This window comes from Methylobacterium oryzae, from assembly GCF_021398735.1.
Classification (GTDB): Bacteria; Pseudomonadota; Alphaproteobacteria; order Rhizobiales; family Beijerinckiaceae; genus Methylobacterium.
Genome location: NZ_CP090349.1, coordinates 4,335,232 through 4,354,607 on the forward strand (window position 1 = coordinate 4,335,232; position 19,376 = coordinate 4,354,607).

A 19,376-nucleotide genomic window follows, 5' to 3' on the forward strand; every position below is an offset into this window, starting at 1 on the left:
AGCCCGATGGCGGGTGTCTCCTGATCCGCTCGATCAGTCTATCGGTCGCGGGTATTTGCAGTCATAAGACCGTGAGCCGGAGAATTTATATATAACTGGCTTATTATATGTAGTTTCAGATATTTAATCCAAATTTTTCCGAAGGATATGTTTGTTTGTCAGCGCATTCCGGCAATGCTAGGAGCGTTCATGACTGCGCATCCGACACGTGAGCGCGCGATGGGACGGCTTCGGTATGAAGAATCGCGGATCGACGATCTGTTTGTCCATGATCGTGAAGGACGAGGCCCACGTTATCCGGCGTTGCCTCGATTCTGTTCGTCCGATCATCGATCATTGGATCGTCGTCGATACCGGCTCGACGGATGGAACCCAGGATGTCGTCCGTGCCGCGCTCGCGGACATACCGGGTGCTCTGGTCGAGCGCCCCTGGGTCGATTTCGCCTTCAACCGGAACGAGGCCTTGAAACTCGCGCGGCGTCACGCGCAGTACGCATTGATCATCGACGCCGACGATGAGCTGATCGTCCCGGCGGAATTCACGATGCCGAAGCTGCGTGCGCCCGGCTATCGGTTCGAGATCATCGACGCGCACACGCGGTACTGGCGCAACCAGCTGGTCAGCACCCGGGAGAACTGGCGTTACCGGGGCGTGCTGCACGAATTCCTCAGCTGCCCCGGCGTGACAGAGACACCGATCCTCCCCCTCGCGATGCGTCGGGGCGACGACGGTGCCCGCCACCGCGACGCGACGGCGGACGCGCGGGATATCGCCGTCCTCGAGAAGGCACTGGCGGTCGAGACGGACCCCTTCATGATCGCCCGGTACACGATGTACCTCGGCACCACCTACGACGCCGCCGGCGAGTACCGGAAAGCGTTCGCCTGTTTCCTGAAGCGGGCCGATCTCGGCGGATGGGACGAGGAGGTCTATTTCAACCTGCTGATGGCCGCGGTGAACGCGGAGCGCCTCGACGAGCCGGAGGACAGGGTGCTGCAGCTCTACGAGCGCGCCACCGCAATCCGTCCGGGGCGGGCGGAGGCGCGCCACGGGGCCAGCCGATTCTGCAGGCTGAGGAAGCGGTTCGCGGAAGGCTATCGTTACGCCGAGGCGGGCTTGGCTCTCGAGCTTCCGAGCGAGGGCATCTCCCTGAACCCGTGGGTCTACGAGTACGGCTTGCTCGACGAGTTCGCCCTCAACGCGTACCACAGCGGCCAGTTCAGCGCCTGCGGACATGCCTGCCTGAAGATCCTCGAGCGGGCGCATGTCCCGCGGGAGGTCGCCATACGCGCCGGCGCCCTGGCCCGGGACGTGATGGCGCAGATGATCGATCCGGTCTGGGGTTGCCGGCACACACCCTACGCTCTGCCGTTCGTGCCGACGTGGTGACACGCACCGCGCGCGGATCGCCCGCGAGCCTCAGATCGCGGCGGATCTCCGCGAGCGCCGCGTGACGTCGGGTCCGATCGGAGGGCCGCTCAGCTGGACTTGCGCGGCCGCAGGAATTTCGGCCGGAACACCGCCATGGGCTCGTCGAAGCCGTTGAGCCGGTGCTCTCCCATTGGGATCGGGTCTCCCCAGAGGAAGTCCACGAAGGGCTTCGACATCAGCAGCGGCTCGCCGAGGGCGCGGTTCAGCTGCGCGATGCGGCTCGCGAGGTTCACGTCGCGGCCGATCACCGTGAAGTCGAGGCGTGAGCCGGATCCGACATTGCCGTAGGCGGCCTCGCCGTGGTGGAGCGCGATGCCGGCGGCCACCGGCACCGGGAACTGGTGCAGGGCGTTCGCCTCGTCGAGGGCCGCCAGGGCGTGCTGGGCCGCCGTGAGCGCGCCCTTGGCCGCGCCGCCCAGATCGTCGCCGGTTTCCCGGAAGATCGCCAGCAGGCCGTCGCCGAGATACTTCAGGACCTCGCCGCCCTCACGCTCGATCGGCGGCACGAGGCAGTCGAAGAACACGTTGAGCAGGCCCACCGCCTCCTCCGGCGTCATGTCGGCGGTGGTGCGGGTGTAGTCGCGCATGTCGGCGAACAGGATCGCCGAGCGGATCCGGGTCACCTGCCCGCGGCGGATGTCGCCGGCCAGGATCGCCCGGTGCGGCTCGTCGCCGACATAGAGCCGGAGCACGTGGTCGAGCTGCTTGTTGAGGACGCGCATCTCCATCACGGCCGCCAGCGCCGGCATGACGAAGCGGAGGATCGCGATGTCGTCGTCCCGGAACCCCTCGGGGGCCCGCGTGGCGAAGGTGATGCCGTTCTGCGTGCCGTTCGTGAAGAACAGGGGCGCCACGACGTAGTGGGTGTAGCCGCCAGCCTTCAGGTCGGGAACGATCGCGTAGGCGTCGTCCGGAGTCTTCGACAGGTCGAGGATGAGCCACTCCCCGGTCTCGTGGACCGTGTGGAACGGGCTGTTGAGGTACGCGTCCGTCGAGCGGGCCCCGTGGGGGAACAGCCGCACGGTGGTGCCGCCGTCCCGCGTCCAGATTCGGCCGACGCCGGCATACTCCGAGTGCAGGGTGTCGATCGCCGTGGAGGCCCGGTCCACCGGCACGCCGATCGCGATCAGGCGCTCGGCGAGCCCGGCCAGCATCTCCTCGGCGTTGGGCATCCGCGCGCCCTCGCCGAGAAGCCAGTCGCGGATGCCCACGGAGGGCTGGAGCGCGCCGAAGGGCACGTCGTCGGCCTCCGAGCCGTCCGCGAAGGCCGTCGGGGATCCGGGCGTTGGCGGGCGGCGTTCGAGCATGGCGCCAGACTGGATGCCGCGCGGCACCGTGGCAACGCGGGCGACGGGGAAGCGCCGCGCGGTTCGCGGCGCGGGCTCAGTTGTCCAGGAAGCTCCTGAGCTTCCGGCTGCGCGAGGGATGCTTCAGCTTCCGCAGCGCCTTCGCCTCGATCTGGCGGATGCGCTCGCGGGTCACCGAGAACTGCTGGCCGACTTCCTCCAGGGTGTGGTCGGTGTTCATGCCGATGCCGAAGCGCATGCGCAGCACGCGCTCCTCGCGGGGCGTGAGCGAGGCGAGCACGCGCGTCGTGGTCTCGCGCAGGTTCGACTGGATCGCCGCGTCGATCGGCAGGACGACGTTCTTGTCCTCGATGAAGTCGCCGAGGTGGCTGTCCTCCTCGTCGCCGATAGGCGTCTCGAGGGAGATCGGCTCCTTGGCGATCTTCAGGACCTTGCGGACCTTCTCCAGCGGCATGGCCAGCTTCTCGGCCAACTCCTCCGGGGTCGGCTCGCGGCCGATCTCGTGCAGCATCTGGCGCGACGTGCGGACGATCTTGTTGATCGTCTCGATCATGTGCACCGGGATGCGGATGGTCCGGGCCTGGTCGGCGATCGAGCGGGTGATCGCCTGACGGATCCACCACGTCGCGTAGGTCGAGAACTTGTAGCCGCGGCGGTACTCGAACTTGTCGACCGCCTTCATCAGGCCGATGTTGCCCTCCTGGATCAGATCCAGGAACTGCAGGCCGCGGTTCGTGTACTTCTTGGCGATCGAGATCACGAGGCGCAGGTTCGCCTCGATCATCTCCTTCTTGGCCTGCCGGGCCTCGCGCTCGCCCTTCTGGACCATGTTGACGATGCGGCGGTACTCGCCGATCTCCAGGCCCGTCTCCGAGGCGAGGTCGAGGATCTGCGCGCGCAGCTCCGCCACCTGCCTCGAGCCGCGCTCGACCAGGTTCTTCCAGCCCTTGCCGCCGAGCGTACCGACGCGCTCCATCCAGTTCGGATCGAGCTCGTAGCCCTGGTAGTGGCGCAGGAACTCGTCGCGGGCCACGCCGTGGCTCTCGGCGAAGCGCATCAGCCGGCCCTCGTGGCCGATCAGCTGCTTGTTGATCGAGTAGAGCTGGCCGACCAGCGCCTCGATGCGGTTGTTGTTCAGAGACAGGGACTTCACGTCGGCGACGACGATGTCCTTCAGCTCGATCTGCTTCTGGTTCTGGGCCGGGGTGTTCTGCTCGCCGGCGGCCTTGCGCTCGGTGCCCTCGATCTGGAACTTGCGCAGCTTGCGGTAGTTCGCGGCGATCGCGTCGAAGGTCTCGAGGACCCGCGGCTTGATCTCCGCCTCCATAGCGGCGAGCGAGACGTTGTTCTCGAGGTCGTCCTCGTCGTCGCCACCCTCCGGCGGCGCGGGCGGCTCCGCGTCGTCCCCGCCGTCCTCGCCCTCGGCGATCTGCGGCGCGTTCTTGCCGTCCGGGCCCGCGTAGGTCGCCTCGAGGTCGATGATGTCGCGCAGGAGGACCTTGCCCTCCACGAGCTCGTCCCGCCAGATGATGATCGCCTGGAAGGTCAGCGGGCTCTCGCAGAGGCCCGCGATCATCGCCTCGCGGCCGGCCTCGATGCGCTTGGCGATGGCGATCTCGCCCTCGCGGGACAGGAGCTCCACCGAGCCCATCTCGCGCAGGTACATGCGCACCGGATCGTCGGTGCGGTCGGTCGGCTCCTTGGTGGTCGTGGCGACCGCGACGGCGCGCGCCGGCGCGACCTCGGCGACCTCGCCGCCCTCGGCCTCCTCCTCCTCGCCGTCCGCGGCCTTCTCGCCCGCGGCCTCGTCGGTCTCCTCGGCCTCGACGACGTTGATGCCCATCTCGGAGAGCTGCGAGAGCACGTCCTCGAGCTGGTCCGGATCGGACTGCCCCTCGGGCAGGACCTCGTTGACCTCTTCGTAGGTCACGTAGCCGCGCTTCTTGGCGAGCTTGACCATCCGCTTGACCGAAGCATCCGTCAGGTCGAGGAGCGGCCCGTCGGTCTGCTGCTCGGGGGCAGCGTCCGTCTCGTCCCGTTCCGTTGCCTTCGTCGCCATGATCAGCCTATTGTTTCGCACGCGGCGCGTAGCGGAGGCCCCGATGAGGCCGGTCCACGCCGTCGGCGCCGCTGTATGAGATCGGCGCCGGATCGCTCCGGTCGCCGTGAGTCGTCGGTTTCCGTATGCAAGCCCGAGGCTTGACCGATTGTTAACTATGGCGGGACACGTCACCCCGCCACCGCCATGACACAGGCATCACACGGCCGTCGAGTCGCTCGACACCGGTGCATCGGCCTCCGCCTCGGCGGCGATGACGGTTTCCAGCCTCGCCTTCACTTCGCAGAGCCATGCCCACCCGGCATCGGTCGGATCGTCCTCAAACGCCTGCCGTGCTTCGCGAAGTTCGCTATGTAGCGCTCCTGCCTGCCGGTGCAAGATCATCGCCTGTCGGAGCGCGTCTGCGCGGTGGGCAGGATCGGCGTGCGGGGCCAGGGTCGTGCGGTCCCGCGAGCGGGCCAGGGCGAGGATTCGGTCGGCCGCCCCTGTGAGTCCGGCGCGATTGATGCGGTTCTGCAACACCTCGGGCGCCGTGTCCTCGTCCTCGGCCGCGCAGGCCAGCAGGACCGACAGCAGCGCCCGGGCGTCGGGATCGGCGAAGTCGAGCTCGGCCGCCTCCTCGCCGAACTCCGCCATCATCTCGGGATGGGCCAGCAGGGTGCCGACGATCACCGCCTCGCGCACCGGGGCGGCGCCCGTGAAGCCCGCCGAGGCCGTCACCGAGGGACTCGGGCTCCCGGTGATGCGCGGCGAGACGGGCTCGCCGGGCCGGGCGAAGCGCTGGCGTCCGCGCGGGGCCGCGCCGGTGGCGCGGTTGGCGCGGGGCGACAGGCCGCGCAGGCGCTCCTCGACATCGTCGCGATAGTAGCGCCGCACGGTCTCGTCGCGGATCGTCGCGACGGTGGTGCGCAGGGTCTGGGTCAGGCCGGCGCGGCGCTCCGGCGTGTCGACCGGTCCCGCCTCGAGGGCGCGCCGCCACAGCAGCTCCGAGAGGGGAAGCGCGGCCGCGAGCACCTGGTCGATGGCCGTCGGGCCGCCCGAGCGCAGCAGGTCGTCCGGATCCTGGCCGCCCGGCAGCAGCGCGATCCGCAGCGAGCGGCCGGGCTCGAGGAGCGGCAGCGCGATGTCGAGGGCCCGGAAGGCCGCCCGCTGGCCGGCCTTGTCACCGTCGAAGCACAGGATCGGCTCGTCGGCGTGGCGCCAGAGCAGCCCGAGCTGGTCCTCGGTGAGAGCGGTGCCCAGCGGCGCCACCGTCTCGGGATGGCCCGCGAGCGTCATGGCGATGACGTCGACGTAGCCCTCCACCGCGATGATCGAGCCGCGATCATGCGCGGCCTTGCGGGCGCCGTGCAGGTTGTAGAGCGTCCGGCCCTTGTGGAAGAGCGGCGTCTCCGGCGAGTTGAGGTACTTGGCGCGCACCTCCTTGGCGAGCGCCCGGCCGCCGAAGGCCACGACCCGGCCGCGGGTGTCGGTGATCGGGAACATCACCCGGTCGCGGAAATAGTCGTAGGGGACGGAGACCCCCTCCCCCGCCGCGAGCAGGCCGAGTTCGACCATCAGCGCCTTCTCGACCCCCTGCCCGGCGAGGTGGTCGCGCAGGGCGTAGCGCTCGCCCGGCGCGTAGCCGAGGCGGAAGGCCCGCTGCGTCTCGTCCCGCAACCCGCGCCGCTCGAGATAGGCGCGGGCCTCGCTGCCCTGGCCCGACCGCAGGCGCTCCTCGAACCAGCGCGCGGCCATCTCCATGACCTCGATCGCCCCGGCCCGCTTCTGCTCGCTGGCCCGGTTGTCCTCGGTGGGCGCCGGCAGGCTGACGCCGGCCTCGCCCGCCAGCCGCTCGACCGCCTCGGGGAAGCTGAGGCCCTCCGTCTCCATCAGGAAGGTGAAGATGTCGCCGTGCTTGGAGGACGAGAAGCAGTGGTAGAACTGCTTCTGGTCGTTCACGTAGAAGGACGGCGTCTTCTCGGCGTTGAACGGCGACAGGCCGCGCCACTCGCGTCCGGCCTTCTTCAACTGCACGCGGCGGCCGACCACCGACGAGGCCGGCAGCCGGGAACGGATTTCTTCCAGGATGTGGGGCGGATAGCGCACGGGGCCTGGGACGGGTTGCGTGAACCCGCTCCTATAGCGCGAGAGGCGTGACCGAGTCCCTCACACGCCCGGAATCCGGTGGAGGATTGCGGGGAGAGGTTCAGCCCTTCGCCGCCAGCGCGGCCTTCACCAGGCCGCTCGCCTTGCCGAAATCCATGCGGCCCGCGAAGGTGCCCTTCAGGGCGGCGATCACCTTGCCCATGTCCTTCGGGCCGGCCGCGCCGGTCTCGAGGATCGCCGCCTCGACCGCGGCCTTCGTCTCGGTCTCGTCCATCTGCTTCGGCAGGAACGTCTCGACGATGGCGATCTCGGCGCGCTCGTTGGCGGCGAGTTCCGGCCGGCCGCCCTGCTCGTAGACCGCGGCCGATTCGGTGCGCTGTTTGATCATCTTCTGGAGCAGCGACAGGATCTCCTCGTCGGAGATCGGCTCCTTGCCGTTGCCGCGGGCCTCGATGTCCCGGTCTTTCAGGGCGGCCTGAATCATCCGGACGGTCGCCAGCCGCTCTTTGTCGCCGGCCTTCATGGCCTCCTTCATCTCGGTGGTGAAGCGCGCGCGCAGCATCTCGATGAACCTTCCAACGGTCGAAGCGGGGGGCTGGCCTGCGATTTGCGGGAGTTGAGCCCTGCCGGCAGCGGAGCCACATTGACCCCATCGCGGGCCGCTCGCTAAGAGCGCCGCACACGATCATGCCGCAAGCCGAGAGCGCCGCAACCCGGCGCCCGCCTTCGGCCGGACATAAGCGAGACTCAGCCCATGCTGCAAGACGCCGCCGCGCATGCCCCCGAGCCTCAGGCTCCCGAGCCCTGGGCCGAGCCCGTCGCGACGGCTCTGCTGGTGCTGGCCGACGGCACCATCCTGGAGGGATTCGGCATCGGCCAGACCGGCGTGGCCGACGGCGAGGTCTGCTTCAACACCGCGATGACCGGCTACCAGGAGATCCTGACGGACCCGTCCTATGCCGGCCAGATCGTCACCTTCACCTTCCCGCATATCGGCAATGTCGGTACTAACGACGAGGATCTGGAGAGCCTGGAGGCGGCACCGGCCTCGGGCGTCCGCGGCACCGTCATCGCTTCGGCGGTGACGAACCCGTCGAACTGGCGGTCCTCGTCGCATCTCGACGGGTGGCTCAAGGCGCGCGGCATCGTCGGCATCACGGGCGTCGACACCCGGGCGCTCACGGCCCGCATCCGCGACCAGGGCATGCCCAACGCCGTGATCGCCAACGATCCCCAGGGCAATTTCGACCGCGAGGCCCTCAAGGCCCGCGCGGCGGCCCTCGCGCCGATGGAGGGGCTGGACCTCGTTCCGCCGGTGACGAGCCGCGCGCCGTCGGAATGGTCCGAGACCGTCTGGGCGCTGGGCAACGGCTACGGCACGCGCGCACCCGGCGAGGGCCTCAGGGTCGTGGCCATCGATTACGGCGTGAAGCGCAACATCCTGCGCCTCCTCGCCCAGGCCGGCTGCGACGTCACCGTCGTGCCGGCCACCACGACGGCCGAGGAGATCCTGGCGCTGAAGCCGGACGGCGTGTTCCTGTCGAACGGCCCCGGCGACCCGGCCGCCACCGGCGCCTACGCGGTCCCGGTGATTCGCAAGCTCCTGGACGAGAAGGTGCCGACCTTCGGCATCTGCCTCGGCCACCAATTGATGGGTCTCGCCCTCGGCGGCCGGACCGTGAAGATGGGCCAGGGCCACCACGGCGCGAACCACCCGGTGAAGGATAAGACCACCGGCAAGGTCGAGATCGTGTCGATGAACCACGGCTTCGCGGTGGACCCGGACAGCCTGCCGGAGACGGCCGTGGAGACCCACGTGTCGCTGTTCGACGGCTCGAATTGCGGCCTGACCCTCACCGACCGCCCGGCCTTCTCGGTGCAGCACCACCCGGAGGCCTCCCCCGGCCCGCGCGACAGCCACTACCTCTTCGAGCGCTTCGTGACGCTGATGCGCTCGGGCGAACCCGAGCGCGCCTGACGCGTCGTCCTCGCGAGCGCCGCGGAGCCGCGGCGCGGCCTTTCAGTCCTGCGTCCCGACCCCAATCGGGCCGCGGCGGGGCCATAAAATCCGCCAGATCGGACGGCTTAAGGGAGCCCACGACGGCCCCTGAACGGCGGCGCATCCGCGCCCGGCGACGGCGGTCCGTCGCAGGGGATTGCCGGATGACCATCGACGAGGCGCGCGACGATTTCTCCCGCCTGCACCGCAGCTTCACCTTCCATCTCGGCGTCGCCGCGGGCCTGTCCTGGCTGACCGCCCTCTACGCCGCCGTCTACGCCCCCTGGGTGCGCAACATCCGGGCGCTGATCGATCCGACCGGCGGATTCGACCGCGTCGAGAGCACGGTGTCCTACCTCTTCGCCATGCCGGCGGTCCTCGCCCTCGCCTGGGTCTCGGTCTATTTCGGCCGCGAGGCCCTGCGCCGCGCGCAGACGCTCTCGAACGTCGCCGTGGAGTTCGCGGCCGCCGCATTGGTGGCCTTCGGGGTGTTCTACCTCTCGATCGACCGGGCGGTCGCCGCGCTCCACGCCGGCTTCTGAGACGGATCGGGGCGGCCAGCGCCGCCCCGGCGCCTACTGAACTTTCTCGAACAGCGGCTCGAACCGCTTGGCGGCCAGCTTGTTCTGCGGCACCGCCCGGGCCGCCTCCAGGTTCTCGGGCCTGTCGCCGACCTGGACGAGGCCGACCATCCCCATGATGTAGTGCGGCGAGCACTTGATGCCGTAGAGGCCGGGCTTGTCGAAGGTCACGGCCTCCTCCTTGCCGACCACCGTCTTGAACGGCGCCGCGCCCTCGGGCGCCATCCCCTTGATCAGCTCGGCATTGTGACCCTTGTCGGCCGGCACGAACCGCACCGTGTCGCCGGGCTGGATTTTCACGAAGGCCGGGTCGAAGACCATCATCCCGCCCGGACCGCTGTTCAAAGTCTTGATGGCGACCTCCGAAGCGTTCGCGCCCGTCATCGAGCCGATCAGAAGTATCGCGAAGAGTGTCGCTAGCCTGAGCATTTTCGGTCTCGAACGATGATGATGTCGATCGGCGCGCTGGCCGATCCATCGGAGCTTAAGGTCCGGCGTCAATCTCCTGCAAGAAATCGATGAATTCTTTTGAGAATTTATAAATCCTCCAAATCGAAGGATCGATGCCGCATCCATGCGCCGGGCGCGCGGCCAGACTGCGCGGTTGTCCCGGCCTTCCAATGCGCCCGTCGCCCGTGTAAACGCGGGGCTCAACGACATTCCCGCCACGCGCGTCCGGGAGCAGGGCTCACTCGAGCCGTGCCCGATCGGGCGCGCTTGGCCTGAGAAGGCCCACGATGCCCAAACGCACCGACATCTCCTCGATCCTGATCATCGGTGCGGGTCCGATCATCATCGGACAGGCCTGCGAGTTCGATTATTCCGGCACCCAGGCCTGCAAGGCGCTCCGCGAGGAGGGCTACCGCATCGTCCTGGTGAACTCGAACCCCGCGACCATCATGACCGACCCGGACATGGCGGACGCGACCTACGTCGAGCCGATCACCCCGGAGATCGTCGCCAAGATCATCGAGAAGGAGCGCCCCGACGCGATCCTGCCCACGATGGGCGGCCAGACGGCGCTCAACTGCGCCCTGTCGCTGCAGAAGATGGGCGTGCTCGCGAAGTACGGCGTGCAGATGATCGGCGCCACCGCCGAGGCCATCGACAAGGCCGAGGACCGGAGCCTGTTCCGCGACGCCATGACCAAGATCGGGCTCGACACCCCGAAATCGGCGCTCGCCAACGCGTCCGCCGCCAAGAAGGCGGACCGTCAGGCCTACCTGGCCGAGATCGCCAGGATCGAGGCGGCGAACAGCGATCCGGCGGCGCGCCAGACCGCGCTGGCGGCCTACGAGAAGAGCTGGGCCGCGGGTGAGACCGAGCGGCGCAAGCGCTACGGTGAGCACGCGATCGGGCAGGCGCTGATCGCGCTGGCCGAGGTCGGCCTGCCGGCGATCATCCGGCCGTCCTTCACCATGGGCGGCACCGGCGGCGGCATCGCGTACAACCGCGAGGAGTTCCTCGACATCGTCGAGCGCGGCATCGACGCGTCGCCGACCAACGAGGTGCTCATCGAGGAGAGCGTGCTCGGCTGGAAAGAGTACGAGATGGAGGTCGTCCGGGACCGGAACGACAACTGCATCATCGTCTGCTCCATCGAGAACATCGACCCGATGGGGGTCCACACGGGCGATTCGATCACCGTCGCGCCGGCGCTGACGCTCACCGACAAGGAATACCAGGTGATGCGCGACGCATCGCTGGCGGTGCTCCGCGAGATCGGCGTCGAGACCGGCGGCTCGAACGTGCAGTTCGCGATCAACCCCGAGAACGGGCGCATGATCGTGATCGAGATGAACCCGCGCGTCTCGCGCTCCTCGGCCCTCGCCTCCAAGGCCACCGGCTTCCCGATCGCCAAGGTCGCGGCCAAGCTCGCGGTCGGCTACACGCTCGACGAGATCGCCAACGACATCACCGGCGGCGCGACCCCGGCCTCGTTCGAGCCGACGATCGACTACGTCGTCACCAAGATCCCGCGCTTCGCCTTCGAGAAGTTCCCGGGCGCCGAGCCGACGCTCACCACCGCCATGAAGTCGGTGGGCGAGGCCATGGCGATCGGCCGCTGCTTCGCCGAGTCGCTGCAGAAGGCCCTGCGCTCGCTCGAGACCGGCCTGACCGGCCTCGACGACATCGAGATCGAGGGGCTCGGCAAGGGCGACGACCACAACGCCATCAAGGCGGCGATCGGCACTCCGACCCCGGACCGGCTGCTCAAGGTCGCGCAGGCCCTGCGGCTCGGCGTCAGCCACGAGCAGGTCTACGCCTCCTGCAAGATCGACCCGTGGTTCCTCGAGCAGCTCCAGGCGATCATCGACCTCGAGAACCGCGTGAAGGCCCACGGCCTGCCGAAGACGGCCGGCGCCTTCCGCCAGCTCAAGGCCGCCGGCTTCTCGGATGCCCGCCTCGCGGTGCTGGCCAAAACCGACGAGGCCGCCGTCAGCGCGGCCCGGCGCGCCCTGGCGGTGCGGCCGGTCTACAAGCGGATCGACACCTGCGCGGCCGAGTTCAAGTCGCCCACCGCCTACATGTACTCGACCTACGTGGCGCCGTTCGCGGGCGCGGTCGTGGACGAGGCGGAGCCCTCGGATCGCAAGAAGGTCGTGATCCTCGGCGGCGGCCCGAACCGGATCGGCCAGGGCATCGAGTTCGATTATTGCTGCTGCCACGCCTGCTTCGCGCTGTCGGACGCCGGCTACGAGACCATCATGGTCAACTGCAACCCGGAGACGGTCTCGACCGACTACGACACCTCGGACCGGCTCTACTTCGAGCCGCTGACCGCCGAGGACGTGCTGGAGATCATCGAGACCGAGCGGCAGGCCGGCACCCTGCACGGCGTGATCGTGCAGTTCGGCGGCCAGACCCCGCTGAAGCTCGCCCGCGCCCTCGAGGCCGCCGGCGTGCCGATCCTCGGCACCTCGCCCGACGCGATCGACCTCGCCGAGGACCGGGACCAGTTCAAGCGGCTCCTCGACAAGCTCGCGATGAAGCAGCCGAAGAACGGCATCGCCTACTCGGTCGAGCAGAGCCGGCTGGTGGCCGAGACGCTCGGCCTGCCCTTCGTGGTCCGCCCGAGCTACGTGCTCGGCGGCCGCGCCATGGCGATCATCCGCGACGAGACGCAGTTCGCCGACTACCTGCTCGACACGCTGCCGAGCCTGATCCCCTCCGAGGTGAAGGCCCGCTACCCGAACGACAAGACCGGCCAGATCAACACGGTGCTGGGCAAGAACCCGCTCCTGTTCGACCGCTACCTGTCGGACGCGGTCGAGGTCGATGTCGACGCGGTCTGCGACGGCAAGGACGTGTTCATCGCCGGCATCATGGAGCACATCGAGGAGGCCGGCATCCATTCCGGCGATTCGGCCTGCTCCCTGCCGCCGCGCTCGCTCTCGGCCGAGATCGTGGACGAGCTGGAGCGGCAGACCAAGGCCATGGCGCTGGCGCTCAACGTCGTCGGCCTGATGAACGTGCAGTACGCCATCAAGGACGGCACGATCTACGTGCTGGAGGTGAACCCCCGCGCCTCGCGCACGGTGCCGTTCGTCGCCAAGGTCATCGGCGAGCCGATCGCCAAGATCGCGGCCCGGATCATGGCGGGCGAGCCGCTCGCGACCTTCGGCCTGAAGCCCAAGACCCTGCCGCACATCGCCGTGAAGGAAGCGGTCTTCCCCTTCGCCCGCTTCCCCGGCGTCGACGTGCTGCTCGGACCGGAGATGCGCTCCACCGGCGAGGTGATCGGGCTCGACGCCAGCTTCGGCGTGGCCTTCGCCAAGAGCCAGCTCGGCTCGGGCACCCAGGTACCGAAGGCGGGGGCCGTCTTCGTCTCGGTGCGGGATGCCGACAAGGCCCGCATCCTGCCGACCATGAAGCTCCTGTCCGATCTCGGCTTCACCATCCTGGCGACCGGCGGCACGCAGCGCTACCTCGCGGAGAACGGCGTTCCGGCAGAGCGGATCAACAAGGTTCTGGAGGGCCGGCCGCACGTGGTCGACGCGATCAAGAACGGCGGGATCCACCTCGTCCTGAACACCACCGAGGGGGCCGGCGCCCTGTCGGACTCGCGCTCGCTCCGGCGCGCGGCCCTCTTGCATAAGGTGCCGTATTACACCACTCTAGCCGGCGCGATGGCCGCGGCCGAGGGGATCAAGGCCTATCTAGAAGGCGATCTCAAGGTCCGCGCGTTGCAGGAATACTTCGCGGCCTGAACCTCAGGGTTCCGCTGACTTCATTTCATGGCCCGGGGAGAGTGCTGCACTCTCGGCCGGGCCTCTTCATTGTGGCGCGAGACGATGGCGATAGACAAGGTTCCGATCACGGTGCGCGGGCTGGCAGCCCTCGAAGAGGAGCTGAAGCACCGCCAGCAGGTGGAGCGCCAGCGCATCATCCAGGCGATCGCGGAGGCCCGCGCGCTCGGCGACCTGTCGGAGAACGCCGAGTACCACGCCGCCAAGGAGGCGCAGTCCCACAACGAGGGCCGCGTCCTCGAACTGGAGAGCATGATCGCGCGGGCCGAAGTGATCGACGTCACGAAGCTCTCGGGTGACAGGATCAAGTTCGGCGCCACCGTGAAGCTCGTCGACGAGGACACGGAGGAGGAGAAGACCTACCAGATCGTGGGAGAGCCGGAGGCCGACGTGCGCTCGGGCCGGGTCTCGATCACCTCGCCGATCGCCCGCGCGCTGATCGGCAAGGGCGTCGGCGACACGGTCGAGGTCACCACGCCCGGGGGCGGCAAGTCCTACGAGGTCGTCGCCGTCCAGTACGGCGGCTGAGCCGATGCGCCCGCGTACGTGGGGCCGGCTCGCCGGCCTGCTCCTCGGTGCCGTCGCGGGGTCCGCGGCGGCGAGCGACTTTCCGCCGACTCCGGTCTTCTCCGACGTCAGGGTCGACGTGCGGCCGCTCCTGAACAAGGGCGCGGGGCTGCAGGCCGAGGCGCTGGCCGGCGACCTGACCGACGCCCTGCGGAAGAACTTCGCCGGTCGGATCGGCGGCCGCGGGCCGCGCCTCGTCGTGGTCGTGACGAGCCTGTCGCTCCGGCCCTATGTCGGCAGCGGCTCCCTGCGCGGCCTGGGCGGCAACTTCGAGACCGACTACATGGAGGGCGAGGCGCTGCTCGTCGGGCCCAAGGGGCAGGTGCTCGGGCGCTACCCGCAGATGACCGCGACGCCGTCGAGCTACGGCGGCGCGTGGTACGATCCGCAATTCGAGCAGCGCCGGCTCGCCGCCATCGCCGACATCTACGCCCAGTGGCTCGCCCGCGACCTGCCGCGGGATTAGAAGGCGGCCGCCGGCCCCGGTCGGCAGCGTGGGGCGTATCCGGTGAGGAGCATGGCAAGCATCGACGTGTCGGAGGCGCAGAGCGCGCCGGTCAGCAATTCGGACCCGCGGCGCGAGCGCCTGCCCGAGCTCGCCCGCGCCCGCGCCTGGATCGTCACGGACGGCAAGGCCGGCGACGAGAACCAGTGCGTCGGCATCGCCGAGACCCTGGGTCTCGACTTCGAGATCCGGAAGGTGCCGGCCTCAGGACCATTCGGCTGGATGGCGCCCTGGGGGCCGATCGACCCGCGCGAGGGCCCGCGCCGCCGGGCCGGCGCCCTGTCGGGCCCCTACCCCGACATCCTGATCGCCTCCGGCCGCCGGTCGGTCCCGTACCTGCGGACCGTGCGGCGCGCGACCGGCGGCCGGACCTTCACGGCCTTCCTGAAGGATCCGCGGACCGGCGCCGACAGCGCCGACTTCATCTGGGTGCCGGATTACGACGATCTGCGCGGTCCCAACGTCTTCACCACGCTCACGGCGCCGCACCTCGTCACCGCGGCGCGCCTGGCCGCGGCCCGGGCCCGGCCGGATCCGCGGCTCGCGCGCCTCGACGGCCCGCGGGTGGCGGTGCTGGTCGGCGGCGACAGCCGTCACCTGAGCTACCGCAAGACCGACATGAACCGCCTCGTGGAGGATCTGCGCGGGCTGGCCGCGCAGGGCTGCCGGCTGATGGTGACGATCTCCCGCCGGACGCCGAACCCGCTCCGCGACGCCGTGAAGGTGCTCGCCGCCGAGACTGGTGGGTTCCTCTGGGACGGGAGCGGCGACAACCCCTACGTGGCCATGCTGGCGCTCGCCGAGGCGATCGTCGTGACCTCCGACTCGGCCAACATGGTGAGCGAGGCGGTGTCCACCGGCGCGCCGGTCCTGCTGTTCGACCTGCCGCGTACCTATATCCGGCATCGGCGCATGTTCGCCGGGCTGGCGATCGCCGGGGCGCTGCGACCGTTCACCGGTCAGTTGGCAGATCTGACGTACAAGCCGATCGATGCGACTCCGGTGATCGCCCGGGCGCTCGCCGACGCCTATGCCGCGCGCCGCGCGGCCGGACCGGCCTGAGGAGACCGAGACAGATGGCCCACACCCACGCCAAGCTCGTCATCATCGGCTCGGGACCCGCCGGCTACACGGCGGCGATCTACGCCGCCCGCGCCATGGTCGAGCCGCTGCTGATCTCCGGCTTCCAGCCGGGCGGCCAGCTCATGATCACCACCGATGTCGAGAACTACCCGGGCTTCGCCGAGGCCATCCAGGGCCCCTGGCTGATGGAGCAGATGCGCCTCCAGGCCGAGCACGTCGGTACCCGGATCGTCTCGGAATACATCACGAAGGTCGATCTCAAGCAGCGGCCGTTCCGCCTCGAGGCCGATTCCGGCGAGACCTACTCGTGCGACGCCCTGGTCATCGCCACCGGGGCGCAGGCCAAGTGGCTCGGCATCCCGTCCGAGGCGGCGTTCCAGGGCGGCGGCGTCTCGGCCTGCGCGACCTGCGACGGTTTCTTCTTCCGCGGCAAGGACGTCGTGGTGGTCGGCGGCGGCAACACCGCGGTCGAGGAGGCCCTGTACCTCGCCAACATCGCCAGCAAGGTGACGGTGGTCCACCGCCGCGACAGCTTTCGCGCCGAGCGGATCCTTCAGGAGCGCCTGTTCAAGCACCCGAACGTCGAGGTGCTGTGGCACCGCGAGATCGCCGAGATCTGCGGCGTGCAGAAGCCGGCACCGAACGTGACGCACGTCCGTCTCAAGGATCCGCGCTCGGGCGAGATCAGCGAGGTGAAGGCCGACGGCGTGTTCGTGGCGATCGGCCATCAGCCGGCGACCGCCATCTTCGAGGGGCAGCTGCCCATGCGCCACGGCGGCTATCTCACCGTGAAGCCCGGCACGACCGAGACCGAGATCCCGGGCGTGTTCGCCGCCGGCGACGTCACTGACGACGTCTACCGCCAGGCGATCACCGCCGCCGGCATGGGCTGCATGGCGGCGCTGGAGGCGGAGAAGTTCCTGGCCAATCTCGAGATCGGTAAGAGCCCGGTCCAGGCCGCCGCGGCGGAATGACGGCCGGACGGGCCTCCGCACCTCCCGCGCGAAGCCGTCAGGCCCCGCATTTCAACAAGTTCGCGCTGCTTATGCTTGCGCAGGACCATGCGCCGTGTGCATAGGAGTGCTGACTGCGCCGGGATGCACCGATTGCATGCCCGCGCGGTGTCGGGAGCGGCCATCCGCACGCGGCACCGCGCAGTTCGCCCGGTGATCTGCCCGCCGCTTCGCGCCCCTTCTCCACCCCGGGCGCGACCCGCGGGCGCGCGCTGGTAGGGGTTCTCGCCTTGGACTGGGACAAGATCCGGATCTTCCTCAACGTCGCGGAGGCGGGGAGCTTCACCAAGGCGGGTGACGATATCGGGCTCAGCCAATCGGCGGTCAGCCGCCAGATCAGCGCCCTGGAGCGCGAGCTCAAGGCGCCGCTCTTCCATCGCCACGCCCGCGGCCTCCTGCTCACCGAGCAGGGCGACCTGCTGTTCCGCGCCGCGCGGGACATGAAGCTGCGCCTGGAGAATACCCGGGCGCGCCTCGTCGAGACCTCCGAGCGGCCGACCGGCGACCTCAAGGTCACCACCACGGTCGGCCTCGGCACGTCCTGGCTGTCGCAGCGGGTCGGCGAGTTTCTCGACCTCTACCCGGACGTGCGCATCGAGCTGATCCTCACCAACGAGGAGCTCGATCTGGCCATGCGCGAGGCCGACGTGGCGATCCGCATGCGCCGCCCGGCGCAGCCGGACCTGATCCAGCGGCGGCTGTTCACCGTGCACTACCACGCCTTCGCCAGTCCGGATTACGTGAAGCGGTTCGGCGAGCCCAAGACCATCGAGGAGCTCGACGACCACCGCCTTGTCTCCTTCGGCGGCAACGAGCCATCGTACCTGCTGGCCGCCCACTGGCTCGCCGATGCGGGCCGCGAGGGCCGCGAGCGTCGCCAGGTCCACCTGACGGTGAACAATATCGGCGCCCTGCAGCGCGCCATGGAGGCCGGCGCCGGCATCGGCATCTTGCCCGATTACGCGGTGGATGGCGGCCAGCAGCTCGTGCAGGTGCTGCGCGAGACCGAGATGCCGAGCCTGGAGAGCTACCTCGTCTACGCCGAGGAGATGCGCTCGGTCGCCCGGGTGCAGGCGTTCCGCGACTTCCTCGTCTCGAAGGCGCAGCGCTGGACCTACTGAGCATCCGATGGTTGGATCCGGCTCCTCACGGAGACGATTCGATGCGCGCTGCTCTCTACGCTCTGATCCTCGTCGCGGGCTCCACCGGCGCGATGGCGGATGACTGCGCGGAAGCTTGGTACCAACGCAACCTGATCTACAAGCAGGCCGGCTACTGCTTCACCACGCCGCGCGCGGTCCGGACCTTCGGCAACGCCGATTGCCGGTTCGACGCCATGGATCGCGTGCCGCTCTCGCGCCAGGAGCAGGCGACGGTGGCGGATCTGCAGGCCTTCGAGCGGGCCCATGCCTGCCCGCGCTAGGCCGCGGATTGTCGACCTCGTCGGCCGGGCAGCGTAGGAGCCGCGTCGTCGCTGCGGAAGCCGCGCCAGATCAGCGCGGCTCCGGCAGGCCCGTGCTCACACGAACAGGCGCTCGCCTTCGAGGCCCTTGTAGAGGCCGGCGACCTGCTCGCTGTAGCCGTTGTAGATCAACGTCGGTACGCGCTGATCGGTGCCGAGGACGCGCTCGGTCGCCTGGCTCCAGCGCGGGTGCGGCACGGCCGGGTTCACGTTGGCCCAGAAGCCGTACTCCGAGGCCTGCAGGCCCTCCCAGAAGGTCTTCGGCCGGTCGGCCGTGAACGAGATCTTCACCAGCGACTTGGCCGACTTGAACCCGTACTTCCACGGCACCGCGACGCGGATCGGCGCCCCGAACTGGTTGGGCAGCGGCTTGCCGTAGATCCCCGTGACCATGAAGGCGAGGTCGTTCCCGGCCTCAGCCAGGGTCAGGCCCTCCGTGTAGGGCCAGGGATAGAAGAACGCCCGCTGGCCGGGCGCCATCGCCTTGTCCATGAAAGTCTCGAAGCGGATGTACTTCGCGCCGGAGGCGGGCTTGGCCAGCGCCACGAGCTTCGCCAGCGGGAATCCGGTCCAGGGCACCGCCATCGACCACGCCTCGACGCAGCGGTGACGGTAGAGACGCTCCTCCAGGCCGACCTTCCGGATCAGGTCGTCGATGCCGATCTCGAACGGCTTCTCGACGAGCCCGTCGATCTTCAGGGTCCAGGGCTGCGTCTTGAGGGCGTTGGCCGCCGGCAGCACCGTCTTCGACGTGCCGAACTCGTAGAAATTGTTGTAGTCGGCGCTGAAGCGCTCCGGGGTCAGGGGGCGGTCGAGCGTGTAGGCGGGGTTCTGCGGCGCCGGGTAGAGCGGCTGGTCGCCCGCCGCCGCGAGGGCCGCGCGCCCACCCAGGAGCGAGCCGGCCGCGAGCCCGGCCGCGCCGCCGATCAGGGCCCGCCGATTGAGGAACACGGCTTCCGGCGTCGCCAGATGCTCCGGAATCTCCCAGCCGCGCCTGCGCTTGATCAACATGGCCGTCTCCTCGGATCTC

At 69.2% G+C, this 19,376-nt stretch carries 16 protein-coding genes; 10 read left to right on the forward strand and 6 right to left on the reverse strand.

Annotated elements, in window-relative coordinates; genetic code table 11:
* Positions 1-268 precede the first annotated feature (268 nt).
* On the forward strand, positions 269-1,390 hold the full coding sequence (locus LXM90_RS20755) for a glycosyltransferase (RefSeq protein ID WP_020093529.1): 1,122 nt from the start codon (positions 269-271) through the stop codon (positions 1,388-1,390).
* An 89-nt stretch (positions 1,391-1,479) separates the two neighbouring features.
* On the opposite strand, the gene LXM90_RS20760 is transcribed toward LXM90_RS20755, so the two are convergent.
* From LXM90_RS20760 to LXM90_RS20775, 4 genes are all read right to left on the reverse strand, one after another.
* Entirely contained in the window at positions 1,480-2,739 is a 1,260-nt protein-coding gene (locus tag LXM90_RS20760; RefSeq protein WP_020093530.1) for an adenylate/guanylate cyclase domain-containing protein, read from the reverse strand.
* Positions 2,740-2,815: 76 nt separating this feature from the next.
* The gene (gene rpoD / locus LXM90_RS20765; protein ID WP_020093531.1) at positions 2,816-4,798 is read right to left on the reverse strand and encodes an RNA polymerase sigma factor RpoD; all 1,983 of its coding nucleotides are present in this window, start codon (positions 4,796-4,798) and stop codon (positions 2,816-2,818) included.
* Between the two features lie 198 nt (positions 4,799-4,996).
* On the reverse strand, positions 4,997-6,886 hold the full coding sequence (gene dnaG, locus LXM90_RS20770; RefSeq protein WP_020093532.1) for a DNA primase: 1,890 nt from the start codon (positions 6,884-6,886) through the stop codon (positions 4,997-4,999).
* Between the two features lie 100 nt (positions 6,887-6,986).
* Positions 6,987-7,448: a GatB/YqeY domain-containing protein gene (locus tag LXM90_RS20775; RefSeq protein WP_020093533.1), complete on the reverse strand. Its 462-nt coding sequence runs from the start codon at positions 7,446-7,448 to the stop codon at positions 6,987-6,989.
* Between the two features lie 192 nt (positions 7,449-7,640).
* Between LXM90_RS20775 and carA the strand changes: the two genes are divergently transcribed.
* A complete protein-coding gene (gene carA / locus LXM90_RS20780) occupies positions 7,641-8,864 on the forward strand; it encodes a glutamine-hydrolyzing carbamoyl-phosphate synthase small subunit (protein WP_020093534.1) in 1,224 nt (407 codons plus the stop codon).
* Between the two features lie 185 nt (positions 8,865-9,049).
* The gene (locus LXM90_RS20785) at positions 9,050-9,427 is read left to right on the forward strand and encodes a hypothetical protein (RefSeq protein WP_020093535.1); all 378 of its coding nucleotides are present in this window, start codon (positions 9,050-9,052) and stop codon (positions 9,425-9,427) included.
* A gap of 33 nt (positions 9,428-9,460) precedes the next feature.
* Here the strand turns inward: LXM90_RS20785 and LXM90_RS20790 are convergent, their stop codons facing one another.
* Complete coding sequence (locus tag LXM90_RS20790) at positions 9,461-9,850, reverse strand: pseudoazurin (RefSeq protein ID WP_020093536.1); 390 nt, start codon at positions 9,848-9,850, stop codon at positions 9,461-9,463.
* 353 nt (positions 9,851-10,203) lie between these two features.
* Between LXM90_RS20790 and carB the strand changes: the two genes are divergently transcribed.
* The 7 genes from carB (at position 10,204) to LXM90_RS20825 (ending at position 18,307) form a co-directional block, all read left to right on the forward strand.
* A complete protein-coding gene (gene carB, locus LXM90_RS20795) occupies positions 10,204-13,677 on the forward strand; it encodes a carbamoyl-phosphate synthase large subunit (protein ID WP_020093537.1) in 3,474 nt (1,157 codons plus the stop codon).
* A 90-nt stretch (positions 13,678-13,767) separates the two neighbouring features.
* Entirely contained in the window at positions 13,768-14,244 is a 477-nt protein-coding gene (gene greA, locus LXM90_RS20800) for a transcription elongation factor GreA (protein ID WP_170855149.1), read from the forward strand.
* Between the two features lie 4 nt (positions 14,245-14,248).
* Positions 14,249-14,749, forward strand: a complete 501-nt coding sequence (locus tag LXM90_RS20805; RefSeq protein ID WP_020093539.1) for a hypothetical protein — start codon at positions 14,249-14,251, stop codon at positions 14,747-14,749.
* A gap of 51 nt (positions 14,750-14,800) precedes the next feature.
* The gene (locus LXM90_RS20810) at positions 14,801-15,850 is read left to right on the forward strand and encodes a mitochondrial fission ELM1 family protein (protein ID WP_020093540.1); all 1,050 of its coding nucleotides are present in this window, start codon (positions 14,801-14,803) and stop codon (positions 15,848-15,850) included.
* 14 nt (positions 15,851-15,864) lie between these two features.
* Positions 15,865-16,845 carry a thioredoxin-disulfide reductase gene (trxB, locus tag LXM90_RS20815; RefSeq protein WP_234081032.1) on the forward strand — a complete coding sequence of 327 codons (981 nt, stop codon included), beginning with the start codon at positions 15,865-15,867 and terminating at the stop codon, positions 16,843-16,845.
* A gap of 269 nt (positions 16,846-17,114) precedes the next feature.
* The gene (locus tag LXM90_RS20820; RefSeq protein WP_012317569.1) at positions 17,115-18,005 is read left to right on the forward strand and encodes a LysR family transcriptional regulator; all 891 of its coding nucleotides are present in this window, start codon (positions 17,115-17,117) and stop codon (positions 18,003-18,005) included.
* 41 nt (positions 18,006-18,046) lie between these two features.
* Positions 18,047-18,307, forward strand: a complete 261-nt coding sequence (locus LXM90_RS20825) for a YARHG domain-containing protein (RefSeq protein ID WP_020093542.1) — start codon at positions 18,047-18,049, stop codon at positions 18,305-18,307.
* 96 nt (positions 18,308-18,403) lie between these two features.
* Here the strand turns inward: LXM90_RS20825 and msrP are convergent, their stop codons facing one another.
* Positions 18,404-19,357, reverse strand: a complete 954-nt coding sequence (gene msrP / locus LXM90_RS20830) for a protein-methionine-sulfoxide reductase catalytic subunit MsrP (RefSeq protein ID WP_020093543.1) — start codon at positions 19,355-19,357, stop codon at positions 18,404-18,406.
* Positions 19,358-19,376: the final 19 nt, after the last annotated feature.